The organism is Undibacterium sp. FW305-107 (genome assembly GCF_058788535.1).
In genome coordinates, this window is record NZ_JBYTAV010000013.1 from 43,016 (window position 1) to 55,351 (window position 12,336).

15 protein-coding genes are annotated in these 12,336 nt (G+C 49.7%); 6 read left to right on the plus strand and 9 right to left on the minus strand.

What is annotated here, in order from left to right; genetic code table 11:
- Window positions 1–52: 52 nt before the first annotated feature.
- From AC3WQT_RS24845 to AC3WQT_RS24875, 7 genes are all read right to left on the minus strand, one after another.
- Window positions 53–508, minus strand: a complete 456-nt coding sequence (locus AC3WQT_RS24845) for a hypothetical protein (RefSeq protein WP_492708082.1) — start codon at window positions 506–508, stop codon at window positions 53–55.
- Window positions 509–849: 341 nt separating this feature from the next.
- A complete protein-coding gene (locus AC3WQT_RS24850; protein WP_492708084.1) occupies window positions 850–2,202 on the minus strand; it encodes a TAXI family TRAP transporter solute-binding subunit in 1,353 nt (450 codons plus the stop codon).
- Window positions 2,199–2,999, minus strand: coding sequence for a competence/damage-inducible protein A (locus AC3WQT_RS24855; RefSeq protein ID WP_492708086.1), 801 nt, complete (start codon window positions 2,997–2,999; stop codon window positions 2,199–2,201). The genes AC3WQT_RS24850 and AC3WQT_RS24855 overlap by 4 nt, the downstream gene beginning before the upstream one ends.
- Window positions 3,000–3,016: 17 nt before the next feature.
- On the minus strand, window positions 3,017–3,853 hold the full coding sequence (locus AC3WQT_RS24860) for an EI24 domain-containing protein (RefSeq protein WP_492708088.1): 837 nt from the start codon (window positions 3,851–3,853) through the stop codon (window positions 3,017–3,019).
- Window positions 3,850–4,830, minus strand: coding sequence for a sterol desaturase family protein (locus tag AC3WQT_RS24865; RefSeq protein WP_492708089.1), 981 nt, complete (start codon window positions 4,828–4,830; stop codon window positions 3,850–3,852). Before AC3WQT_RS24865 ends, AC3WQT_RS24860 begins: the two co-directional genes overlap by 4 nt.
- Window positions 4,830–5,585: a polysaccharide deacetylase family protein gene (locus AC3WQT_RS24870; RefSeq protein ID WP_492708231.1), complete on the minus strand. Its 756-nt coding sequence runs from the start codon at window positions 5,583–5,585 to the stop codon at window positions 4,830–4,832. Before AC3WQT_RS24870 ends, AC3WQT_RS24865 begins: the two co-directional genes overlap by 1 nt.
- A gap of 43 nt (window positions 5,586–5,628) precedes the next feature.
- Entirely contained in the window at window positions 5,629–6,603 is a 975-nt protein-coding gene (locus AC3WQT_RS24875) for a YVTN family beta-propeller repeat protein (protein WP_492708091.1), read from the minus strand.
- 460 nt (window positions 6,604–7,063) lie between these two features.
- Here AC3WQT_RS24875 and AC3WQT_RS24880 point away from each other — a divergent pair, with 460 nt between their 5' ends.
- Window positions 7,064–7,420: an FKBP-type peptidyl-prolyl cis-trans isomerase gene (locus AC3WQT_RS24880; protein ID WP_422951232.1), complete on the plus strand. Its 357-nt coding sequence runs from the start codon at window positions 7,064–7,066 to the stop codon at window positions 7,418–7,420.
- Between the two features lie 31 nt (window positions 7,421–7,451).
- The gene (locus AC3WQT_RS24885) at window positions 7,452–7,886 is read left to right on the plus strand and encodes a VOC family protein (RefSeq protein WP_492708093.1); all 435 of its coding nucleotides are present in this window, start codon (window positions 7,452–7,454) and stop codon (window positions 7,884–7,886) included.
- An 84-nt stretch (window positions 7,887–7,970) separates the two neighbouring features.
- On the opposite strand, the gene orn is transcribed toward AC3WQT_RS24885, so the two are convergent.
- On the minus strand, window positions 7,971–8,567 hold the full coding sequence (gene orn, locus AC3WQT_RS24890; protein ID WP_492708095.1) for an oligoribonuclease: 597 nt from the start codon (window positions 8,565–8,567) through the stop codon (window positions 7,971–7,973).
- 42 nt (window positions 8,568–8,609) lie between these two features.
- On the opposite strand from orn, the gene AC3WQT_RS24895 reads away from it, so the two are divergent.
- From AC3WQT_RS24895 to AC3WQT_RS24910, 4 genes are read left to right on the plus strand one after another with little or no spacing between them, the layout of a single operon-like run.
- Entirely contained in the window at window positions 8,610–9,869 is a 1,260-nt protein-coding gene (locus tag AC3WQT_RS24895; protein WP_492708096.1) for a M48 family metallopeptidase, read from the plus strand.
- Window positions 9,870–9,879: 10 nt separating this feature from the next.
- Window positions 9,880–10,230, plus strand: a complete 351-nt coding sequence (locus tag AC3WQT_RS24900; RefSeq protein ID WP_305258290.1) for a 4a-hydroxytetrahydrobiopterin dehydratase — start codon at window positions 9,880–9,882, stop codon at window positions 10,228–10,230.
- Window positions 10,230–11,135 (plus strand): ribosome small subunit-dependent GTPase A, encoded by a 906-nt coding sequence (rsgA, locus tag AC3WQT_RS24905; protein ID WP_492708098.1) that lies wholly within the window; start codon window positions 10,230–10,232, stop codon window positions 11,133–11,135. The genes AC3WQT_RS24900 and rsgA overlap by 1 nt, the downstream gene beginning before the upstream one ends.
- A 35-nt stretch (window positions 11,136–11,170) precedes the next feature.
- The gene (locus AC3WQT_RS24910) at window positions 11,171–11,794 is read left to right on the plus strand and encodes an SMI1/KNR4 family protein (protein WP_492708099.1); all 624 of its coding nucleotides are present in this window, start codon (window positions 11,171–11,173) and stop codon (window positions 11,792–11,794) included.
- A 22-nt stretch (window positions 11,795–11,816) separates the two neighbouring features.
- On the opposite strand, the gene AC3WQT_RS24915 is transcribed toward AC3WQT_RS24910, so the two are convergent.
- Window positions 11,817–12,290, minus strand: a complete 474-nt coding sequence (locus AC3WQT_RS24915; RefSeq protein WP_492708101.1) for a 2'-5' RNA ligase family protein — start codon at window positions 12,288–12,290, stop codon at window positions 11,817–11,819.
- Window positions 12,291–12,336 lie beyond the last annotated feature (46 nt).

The window sequence follows — 12,336 nt, forward strand, 5'->3', positions numbered from 1 at the left end:
ATTGTCATGCACAGACTGCAAACGCATTCACATAGTTTGCTCTGTCGATATTTTATGGGGATGATGGCTTTACTTTGTTTTGACGAATTTCCAGCGCCTTGGCCAGCAATTCATCCGCACTCCAGTGACGCGTCAGCCACACGGTAAGTGCCTCGCCAGAGATGTGCCAATTCACCATACGGCGGTCTTGCAGATGATCGTGATTATAGTTTCTGGAGACATACCAGGCCAAGCGTAAGCCAGCAGGGTCAGACTTATCCAGCAACAGAGAATAAATTTCATAGGGCGTTAAGACCTCCACTTGTATAGCTCCCTGCTCTTTCAATTCTTTCCAGATCAGCGCTTTGTTTTCAGGGCTGAGCACTGCGATTTTGGCGTGTTCAGGCCTGCCTGTTATGTTTGATAAACCGTATGCATACAATAGCCAGGGGGCGCTCAGCAATATCAATAGTATTAGACCCAGCGCTGCCACTAGGCTCTTTCTGAACAATTTATACAGGCGAGGCATGACAATCTCTCATTTCGCAGAGTTTCCACATTGCGCACATAATTTGGCTTTGGAAGTCCTCAGCAAAAAACCGCAATGTTTGCAAACTGATCCCCAGTCACTCCGCCTATGATGATATATGGTTTCAAAGTGAATACCCGGCTTGCCAGTTATCTGCGCAAATCTGATACTAGCCTGAGTTTTAACTTCAACTCTGGCTATGCCCAATGAGCAGCGATGCAGTGTTCGATAATCTCTTAATTCATCAATGGAGATTCGCAGCAATGGTGATACTTGCTGCCACTCCTGCTCGTCAAGAAACGGCATTTCTCTTTGGCATTTCCAGCAAAAATGCGTTTCCATTATTGCGCTGCCTGCCCCATGGAGGCAGTCAGCATGGCTTGCACCCTTGAGCGCACGAAATGGATATGGCTGCGCAAACCGTATAACTCTTCAGCATAAGACAAGGGTATCGTAATGCGGTTGACTTTTTCTTCTATCTCATCGAGGTGGCGCAATTGTTTTTCTGCGACGCTCTGTTTGTCGGCAGCAGCGACTTCTTCTATCGCCTGCTCCACCAGCCGCAACTGCCCGTACCAGCGGTAAATGCGTGAGCGTATGCGCCAGACATACAAGGGCGGAATAATCTTCGACAGCGGCAAGAACAATGCGCCGAGGGCGACGATGACGACCCACATGCGTTCTATGAAATTGGCAATCCAGAAGCTCAGGTAACGTTGCAACATGGGCGGGCCGTTTTTATAGAACTTCTCAGCCTCATGCGCTACCGGTATTTCGGTATATTTATCGGATGGGAATTCACCCTGGCGGCTGAACCAGTCGGCACCGCTATGTATCCTGTGCGCTGCCTGCAACAGCAAACCCATCAGGGCCGGGTGCAGGCTTTCATGGGCAACCAGGGTTGCTGTTGGTGCAATCAAATGATAATCATGGGCAGGGATATCCTTGCCTATGTCCACAATGCCACGCGGCAGCACGACATGTGACAAGAACGGAAAGCGCCTGGTGTAAGCTTCTGCCTGTACAAAATCAAACAGGCGTATGCCTGGCGTCTGCAATAACATTTGTACGAGTGGCGAATCACTGGCGGAACTGAAGATCAGTACATCGACCTTGTTATCCAGCAAGGCGACGGTGCCTGGCGTATCAGCCAGTTTTTGTATCGTCACGTCTTCTTCTGACATGCTGTTGACACTCAAAATCTGGCTGAACAGTTTGGCGACACCATTGCCATCAGGGCCGACATTGACTATCTTGCCCTTGAACTGGCTGATCGTGGTGAACTCTTTGGGACTGCGGTAAAACACCCAGATAGGTTCGTAAAACAGGCTGCCCAGTGAAATCAGGCCGCGCTCATGGGCTTGCGCTTCATCGGTAGAACCGCTGCGCACAAAACCCACTTCGATTTCAGAATCGGGGTCACTGATACGGCTCAGGTTTTCTTCTGATCCCTGTGAAGATTGCTGGCGCAAGGTGATTTGATTTTTTTGCAGCTCTTGCGCATAGCGTTTGGCAAAGCGCTCATAAGAGCCATTTTCCTGTCCGCTGGAAATATCAATCACACGCGGCGGAGCCGGGTCTACCAGCCAGTACCCAACACCACAGACTATCACCACCATCAGCGTGATCGGGCCAAATGCGACCAGCAGATCACGCAGATTGAAGAGAGTGAATTTGATTTTTTGCATTTTCATGCGGTTTTAGCAGGGGTAGGAATGTATTCCGCTTTCAACTGCTGCAAACCTTCCAGCATTTTCTCATAGGCAACAGGCACCTGCTGCTCATCACCTTTGACCCCTAGTTCTATGTGCCTGCGTTCAGTTGCACTGCCGACACTGGGCAGGCTGAAGACCTTGATCAGTGGAAAATCTGCCTCCAGTTGTTCCATCAAAGGCGTTACGATGGATTCAGCAATTTCATACACCAGCACTGATTGCTCAAACTGGGCATGCTGATTGAACAAATGAGAAAAGTGGGTATCCAGCACCCACTCCAGCATGGGCCAGGCCATGACCGGGAAGCCGGGGACAAAAAAGTGATTGCGTATGGAAAAACCGGCGATCTTGTTGAAGGGATTGGGGATAATGTCCGCCCCCAGCGGGAACTCACCCATTTTCAAGCGATGCTGATGGTCAGGTGTCGTCAGGTCAGCGACTTCCCCTTTTTCTTTGGCGATATCCATGATGCGCTCTTGTATCAGGAGTTTGGCTTCAGGATGCAGGACTATCGGTAAATCCAGCGCGGCTGCCGCGCATTGGCGTGTATGGTCATCTGGCGTTGCGCCTATGCCACCAGTAGAAAACACAATATCACCGCTGGCAAAACTGCGCTTCAAGGTCGTGGTGATGCGTTCACGGTTGTCACCTATGTATTCCACCCAGTCCAGCTGCATGCCACGCGCCTTTAACAAGGCGATGACTTTGGACATGTGCTTGTCTTCGCGTTTACCAGATAAAATCTCATCACCAACGATAATCAGACCGATTGCCACAATTTCTCCTCTTTATATTACAGACTGGGCAGCGCTTGCTGAACTGATTGAGGCTGCCCGCTGCGATGACGCTGCAAGGCCTCCAGGCAATAATGCTGGAACCACAAGCCAGTGAACACAAACACCAGTACATAAATCCAGATCGCCACACCCGCTAATACAGGCAAGAACAGGGTGGACATGACCCCGCCCAGCCATAATATGCCAGGCGCTGCGCCAAACAGGCCAGCAATAATGCCTATGGCCAGCAATGACCAGCGATGCTCCTGCACCAGGCTGGCACGCTCGTCAGCATCTGCATGCAAGGCCAGTGCATCGTACACCATGACCCGGTAAGTCAACCAGCCCCATAAAAGGGGCTGTAGCACCAGGCCGACGAAGGGGATCAGGTTCAGGGGTAGTGTCACAAACCAGATGAGCGCAAAAATGCCAAAAGACGACAAGGAATGTCCCATGCTCCCAAGGAAGCTGCCGCCATTCTTTTGCTCCAGCTCAGGGTAATCACGCATGCCCACGTGTTTGCTGATGGCAGGCATGGCAAACATCGCTATGCACATCAATGAGGTAAATATCATCAATGGCAAAAGTACCCACATAGCCACCAACGGCACGACCACCATCTTCAGTGCGATCAAGCCGACCATGGACAGCACACTGCTGACTCGCGCAAAACCATCATGTTCGCCCAACCAGGCCTGGATAAAATCCATCATTGCTTGCAAGCCCCACCACATGGCAATGCCCCATAAAATGAGGGCGACCATAAAAGGCAAAAAAGTCAGCAGCAGCATACGGTAATGCAATTGTGCCGTCACTGCCCTGCCCCATGCCCGCATCACAGATGCGATATTCATGATTGTTTTTCCTTGTCAAATCCAAACATGCGCTTCAAACCCAGCCATTGCTGTGACCAGAATCCTTCGCCATAGTTGCGTGCGCTGCCTTCAGGTACGGCTAACTGGTCGCGGATACCGGTCAAAGCAAATTCTTTAGCGAACAGGGCGGTACCAAACAGGACATCCCAGATGGGAAACAAAACTGCAAAATTATGGCCACCCAAAGTCCCCTTGCCATGGGTTTCATGGCCTATGCCTATGGCATGATGGGTACGGTGATAACGCGGCGACACCAGCAGGTATTCACCGATACGACCAAAATGTATGCGTACATTTGCATGTTGCAGGCTTTGCAGCATTTGCGATGCCATTACCAGCATCACATATTGCCCAGGTTCGACACCAATGACGATGGCAATCAGCCCCATGTAGATATCGCGTAAAAAATCATCGAGCAGATGATTACGGTTATCGCTCCACAAATTCATGTCACGCTGGCTATGGTGCAGGCTATGCAAGGCCCACCACCAGTTGAACTGATGTTCGGCACGGTGATACCAGTAATCAAAAAAATCCAGCACAAACAAATATACGAAGAACAGCAGGACTGGATACTGCAGCATGTCTGGCCAGATGTTTTCCAGATTGAAGGGATTAACACCCTGAAGATGCAGGATGGCAGTCAACTGATCCAGCAAGGGATCAAGTACAAAAAACACCAGGATGGAAAATGCCCCCAGCCTGTGCAAGGCGGTGTAGATGAAATCGTTCCAGCGCGCATAGCGGTTCTTGATTTCATGTACGGGGATCCATGACTCCAATGGACGCAGGATGATGAACAGCACGATCAATTGCAAGATGCCAAGGATAAACCATTCGACGCCTTCAAAGGAGTCTTCCACAAATTCGCCCAACCCGAGATTGAACATCGCGGGCTGTACTATCGTTTCAAAAATCCAGGCTTGCAGATTTGTGAACAGATCTGAAATAGTCATTATTTTTTCTGCTGATTTAAATTTTGATAAGCGGGGTGTTCGCGTAGAGTAGCAAAACAAAAGGATTTTTGCTCAAGACCACGAATCAGCGGCTCCAGGTTTTCTGGTGCCCAGGCCTGCTTGCGTGACCATATACCCAGATGTGCCATGAAAATATCTCCATCCCTGAGTTTGTCGAGAGCACGCCTCAACAGCATGGGGTTACTGAATTTTTCGCTGGACAATTCGTCGCCAGAAAACCCGGCAGGTGACCAGCCCACATGCATGTAGCCACATGCCTGCCCGGCTTTCAGCAAGTTGGTGGTCAGCTTGCCGCCTGGTGCGCGCCATAAAGGATCAAGCTTTTTACCCGTCAGGGCAAAAAACCGCTGATCGACACGGCGCAATTCCTGGCAATACTCCTGTGCTGTCCATTGCAGGGTCTGCCCAGCTTGCGTGCCAAATTGCGGTTTTACCGAAATACGTCCATTTGGCAAATCACCAAGCACATATACGTGGTCAAAGCTATGGGTACCAAAAGCATGACCTTCTTCTGCCAGTTTTTTCCAATAAGGTGACCAGCTCATGTCCAGCGAATAATCACCTTGCACGGTCTTTTCATTCGCCAAAAAAAATGTCGCCTTGATCTGATGGCGGCGCAGAGTCGCAGCGATCAGCTCTGCCTGCGACTGGCTGCCAGTATCAAAAGTCAGGTAGATAGTTCCCTTGCAATTGCCTGCTGCGGTCGCAGCAGTTGCTACAGGCAAAGCCAGCATGACAAGCAAGACCGCAGCAGCCACATGTGCAGGCCGCGGCAATTTACATATTGCCGGCACGATTGGCAAAGTACACGCCATGCGGAGAGCGGCCTACCGGGATCATCTTGATGACCTTACGGCTGGCAATATCAATGACGGCCACTTTCTTGATCCAGCGCAGCGTTGCCCACAGGGTTTTGCCATCGTCGCTGACTTCCATGCAGTCCGGGCCGCCTGGGACCGGGATAGTGCCCACTATTTCCAGGGTCTGTTGGTCAAGAATATTAATTTCATTGGAAGTGCGGTTGGAGACAAAGGTATGGCGCTTGTCACCCAGGGCGCGGAAATTATGCGTACCCTCACCCGCCTTGATTTTTTTAACGGTTTTTTGTGTGCGCCAGTCGATGACTTCAATATAATTACTGCCCATGATGCCTACCAGCAAGTATTTATCATCGGGGGTCATGGATATACCTGCGGGCAACTTGCCTACCGGGATGGTCCATTTCAGTTTCTGGGTCGCCAGGTCGATCGCAGAAATCTGGTCACTGCCCTGCTGGGTAATAAAAACCGTGGTACTGGCTGCATCGAAAGCCATGTGACTAGGCAACTTAGCCAGCGGTACACGCTGTATCAGTTTCATTTCCTGACCATCAAACTTGTAAAAATCAACACGGTCGAGGCGCAGGGAATTTGAGATAAACCACTTTTGGTCTGGTGAAAACCCGATTTGATAAGGATCAGCGATATCCTTCATGCGACGCTGTATCTGGCCAGTCTTGGGATCAAGAAATACCAGTTCATTACCGACCGCATTTGCCACGATCAGGGATTTGTTGTCTGGGGTGGCCATCAAATGATGGGGTTCCTTGCCTACGGGAAAGGTGCTAATTTCTTTATAAGTGGCCTGATCAAGCAGGCTCACTGTGGCATCGCGCGAATTAAGCACCACGACCACATTGGCGTGCGCAGAAAATGCAGAGAATGCGGAAACTAAAGAAAATGCCAAAGACGACAACAAGATACGACTACGCATGAAAAAGACCGCAAAAAAATAAATCGAACTGGCATTTTACAGCGCATGACAATAAGGAAAGAGCTTTCCTTCAATTGTTTTTCAGATTTTTCACTTAATTTGTCCAAAATCAAGCATGCATCTATTGCTGTCAGAGCAAGAAAGCAGGTGTAAGTGACCAAAATCTTTTCTTTTGCTCTACAATTGCGCCAGCTTTTTTAAGATCAGCGACGACGATTCCAGCGATTTATTATTGGCTTCTTTGAAAACCACCGAAGAAAATTACCCAAGAGCAATGCGGGATAGCATGGCGAAAAATCAAAGAAGTACAAAATATCGTGCTCAGGCGCAGGCTTGAAATGCAAACTGAAATCCAGGTTTGAAATACAGCCCTGAAATGTTTACTTGAAAACTGCATATCTGGAACTAAATAACAGCAACAAATTAAAAGCGTTACAGAACGCGAAATAAAGGAAAAATAATGAGTACTATTACAACAGTAAGCGGTTTGCAATACGAAGATAAAGTCATCGGTGAAGGCGCAGAAGCAGAAGCAGGTAACCACGTGGATGTTCACTACACAGGCTGGTTGCAAAACCCGGACGGCAGCGCAGGCAAGAAGTTTGACTCCAGCAAAGACCGTGGTCAGCCGTTTTCTTTCCCATTAGGCGCTGGTCATGTGATCAAGGGCTGGGATGAAGGCGTACAGGGCATGAAAGTTGGCGGCACCCGCCTTTTGACCATCCCTTCCAGCCTGGGTTACGGCCCACGCGGCGCAGGTGGTGTTATCCCTGGCAATGCAACCTTGATATTTGAAGTGGAATTGCTGGGCGTTTAATCTCCGCCTGCAAAATCCCTTAAAGATCAGCATGCCTGATTTGAACAAGTCCGCGGCAACTGTCACGGACTTGAATCATATTACGCTCTCGGTCACTGACCTGGGGCGCTCTTTCCATTTTTATGTGGATGTGCTGGGGCTGAAACCGGTCGCTCGCTGGAAAAGTGGTGCCTATCTGGAGGCAGGCAATGACTGGATTTGCCTCTCGCTGGACCAGGATTGTCGTACCGGCATTCCCCCTGAATATACCCACACTGCATTTTCTGTGAGCCTGGCGTCCTTTGCCATTTTTACGCAAATGGCAGATGCAGGCGAATTTACGCTGTGGAAAATCAATAAAAGCGAAGGTGATTCGCTTTATCTGCTTGACCCTGACGGACACAAGCTGGAATTGCATGTTGGTGATTTGCAATCAAGACTCGATAGTTTGAAAATCAAACCCTATGAAGAGCTGGTGCTGTTCTGAGGCCGCTCAAATAAGCAAAAATAAAGCAAAAGCCAGGTCTCAGCCTGGCTTTTGCTTATTTGCTACAAGCTTGGTGAATACAGCTTATTCTTTAATGAAATGCTGGCGATAGTATTTCAACTCTTCAATGGATTCCAGAATATCCGCCAGTGCCGTGTGCTTTTGATGCTTCTTGAAGCCGGATGCCAGTTCCGGCTTCCAACGGCGGCACAACTCTTTTAATGTCGATACATCCAGATTACGGTAGTGGAAGAAAGCTTCCAGCTTGGGCATGCCGCGCGCCATGAAGCGACGGTCCTGGCAAATGGTATTGCCGCACATTGGTGATTTACCTGCCGGCACAAAGGCTTTCAGGAAGGCGATCAGGGCAACTTCGGCATCAGCTTCCGTCACGGTAGAGGCTTTTACGCGCTCAATCAGGCCGGAACGGCCATGTGTACCCTTATTCCAGTTGTCCATCTTGTCCAGGGTTTCATCAGATTGATGAATTGCAAATACGGGGCCTTCTGCCAGTACATTCAATTGTGAATCCGTTACCACTACGGCCACCTCAATGATACGATCGGTATCTGGGTCCAGGCCTGTCATTTCCATATCCAGCCAGATCAGGTTCAACTCATTTGGTCGGGCAGGCGTGGCAGGATTTGCAGTGTTTGTTTGAATGTCGGTCGCTTGTGACATAATTCTTCCTTGGCTATTACTTATCGAATGTCACATTTTCCCATGATTTCATCCGTTTTTTCGGTTTTATTCGTTTCCTTCCTACTGTTGACGCTGATTGTTCAGTTCTGGCTGGCCTCACGCCATATCCGGCACATCCTGCGTAACCGTGCGGCTGTACCTGCACAATTCGCAGAAAAGATAAGTCTGGCCTCCCATCAAAAGGCGGCAGACTACACCATTGCCAAGACCAAACTGGGCATGGTCATGCTGCTGTTGAATGCAGCCGTGCTGATAGGCTTCACCCTGTTTGGCGGCTTGCAATGGCTGTCCGTGCATCTGGTGAAGCTCACTGGCCCCGGCATGTGGTATCAGATCAGCCTGTTGGTGGCATTTACCATCATCAGCAGCGTGATCGAATTCCCTTTCAGCTATTATTCGCAATTCGTGCTGGAAGAAAAATTTGGCTTCAACAAAATGACGCTGGGCCTGTTTTTCACTGACATGGTCAAGAATGCTCTGATAGGTGCAGTGCTGGGTCTGCCACTGATCTGGGTAATCCTGACTCTGATGGGAAAAGCAGGCAGCCTGTGGTGGCTGTATGCCTGGGCATTCTTCATAGGTTTCCAGATGTTGATCATGCTGATTTTCCCGGTCGTGATTGCCCCCTTGTTCAACAAGTTCTGGCCATTGGACAATGAAGAAGTGCGCGAACGCATAGAAAACCTCAGTAAACGCGTCAGCTTTGCGCTAAAAGGTATCTTTGTCATGGATGGATCAAAACGCTCTGGTCATGGCAACGCCTATTTCTCAGGCTTTGGTGGCGCCAAGCGCATCGTGTTTTATGACACCCTGCTGGAACGCCTCGCCCCAAATGAAATTGAAGCGGTGCTGGCACATGAATTAGGTCATTTCAAACTCAAGCATATCATCAAGCGCGTGGCCGTCATGTTTGCTTTGTCGCTGGTTTTCATGGCGATGCTGGGTTTTTTTAAAGAACAAATCTGGTTCTACACTGGCCTGGGCGTTGACCCTATGCTACTGGCACAAAATGATGCGATGGCCATTATCTTGTTCATGCTGGTCTTGCCTGTGTTTACCTTCATGTTTTCACCGCTGAGCGCAATCACCTCGCGCAAACATGAATTTGAAGCCGATGCTTTTGCCGCCAAACACACGAATGCCAATGACCTGGTCACTGCGCTGGTCAAAATGTATGACGACAATTCCTCTACCCTGACGCCTGACCCTTTGCACTCAGCGTTTTATGACTCACACCCATCAGCATCGGTGCGTATCAACCACCTGCTGGCAGCACAATAACGGAGACATCATGATCAAATTTACAGACTTGCTGGCGAAAAAATCCCAGCACACAGAAACCGGCCTGGATGACGCCAGTCTGCCAGCCTATTTTGCTGCTACTCCTGAGTGGACCCAGGATGGCCCGCGCATTGTCAGAACTTTCCAGTTCAAGAATTACTATGAAACCCTGTCCTTCATCAATGCAATTGCCTATGTGATACACGCAGAAGATCACCATCCTGAATTGGTCGTCACTTATAACCGCTGCGTCATCAAGTTTGATACGCATACCGTCAATGATGGCAAGGGCGGCATTTCAGAGAATGATTTCATCTGCGCCGCCAAGATAGACGCTATTTTTCAACAGAGTTTTTCCTGATGGCGCGTTCACAGGCTTTAGTCATTGCCGCCCATGGCCGCCATTACCTGGTACAGGCAGAAATTGACGGTGAGCAGATCAAACTCCATTGCGTCACCCGTGGCAAGAAAAGCGATGTCTCGGTTGGCGACATTGTTGAATATGCACTGACATCCAAAAACCAGGGCGTGATAGAAGCTATCACCACGCGCAAGACTTTGCTGTATCGCTCTGACCAGTACAAATCCAAGATGCTGGCAGCGAACCTGACGCAATTGCTGATTGTCGTTGCTACTGAACCCAGCTTTACCGATGACCTGGTATCACGCGCCCTGGTGGCGGCGGAATCGTCCGGCATCAAACCGCACCTGATCCTGAACAAGGTCGATGTCACTGCTTCCCTGCCCAAGGCAAGAGAGCGCGTTGGCCTGTATGCAAAGCTGGGCTACCCGGTACATGAAGTATCTGTCAGGACCGACCCGGAAGGTACCCGCCAGCTCATGCACAATCTGATGCAGTGCCAAAGCACTATCCTCATCGGCCAGTCTGGTATGGGCAAGTCTTCACTGATCAATTTGCTGATTCCCGATGCAGAAATCGCGACGCGCGAAATCTCGGCGGCGCTGGACACCGGAAAACACACGACCACCTTCACCCGCTTGTATCACATGGATGAGAACTCCTATGTGATCGACTCACCAGGTTTCCAGGAATTTGGTTTGCATCACCTCAGCGAAGGTATGCTGGAACGCGCCTTTCCTGAATTTTTGCCACATCTGGGCAAATGTAAATTCTATAATTGCCACCATCATACTGAGCCTGGTTGTGCAATTCTGGCAGCCGTTAAGGACGGGGAGATTTCTACCATGCGGCATGATATGTTTGAACAACTGGTGCATGAATCGAAGCAGACGATAGGGTATTGATATCTGGATTTAGCAAAAATACTATGCAAGACGAAATGAGCTCCGACCACTGGCCACCACCAGGCTGCCCACGTCTGAGCTGGCCAACATTAACCAACCCTATTGAACGCGCAGAATGGTATCGCGCCGTCATTACCGCCTACGCGGCACTGTGGGAAGGGCATGTCAGCCAGGCAGTTTTTGCCCCGGTCAGCGAGACAGAGGTGCTTGAACTGGAACAGCGTTTATCCTGTCAATTGCCAGCCGCATTGAAAGCTTACCACCTTGAATTTGGCGCTCTATCACTGGCAGAAAAATTATGCAGCGTCAGCCCTGACCGCGATACTCCTATTCAGCCTTTGCTGGAAGCATACCCAGGCATAGCTGACATGCTGGAACACGAAGATGAGCAAGTGCTGGAGCTGTTTGAAGACATGATAGTCTTTGGTGACTACCTGGGTAACGGCAATATGTTTTGCTTTCTTCGTGACAGCGGTGAAGTCTTTTATTTTGACCATGATGATGGCAGCATGCTCAACCCCTTCTTCACTTCAGTGGAAGAATACCTGGATGCGCTGATGATACGCTGCCTTGCAGAAATACATGAGGATGAAGAAGCAGGTCTTGACCTTCTTGCCCAGCGCCATGGGCATGAGCTGGTGAAGAAGTGGCTGTATTAAAGTGCCTGCTCCTGGCACGCATCTAAACTCCTCCCTTCAATGCATAAGTCTCCAGAACTCTCCAGGGATGATTGCCATTTTGCGCTATCAGACAAATGCTGGGAAAAACGAACTGCAATGGTGTGGACAGGCTGGCTGTAACTTCCAGGGAATTGCCTGAAGCCTTTGGGTTTCTGGGGTGGGCCAGAGTCAGGTGCGGGCGCTGTGACTTGATGTTTTTTGAGTCCAGCACAAGTTCACGCAGATGAAGAAATGCGTCCTCTCCGGCTATGCAATGCATGATCAGGCCGTGTTCATAGAATACTTCTGCAGGAGCAAAACTCAGGGATATGGCAGGCAGGTGTATGTTTTGCAGCCTGCTCCTGATCGCAGGTAAATCCCTCAGTTCTTCTTCGCGGCATAAAGTTATGTGTGCCGGGATAAGACTGCTCTGCAAAGGATCGACTAGCCGCCGCACTTGTTCCAACTCTATAGCGGCTTGCACAGGTATAAACATGCTCAACTGCTGACGTGAATTTAGCATGGCCGAAATCACAGGCAAA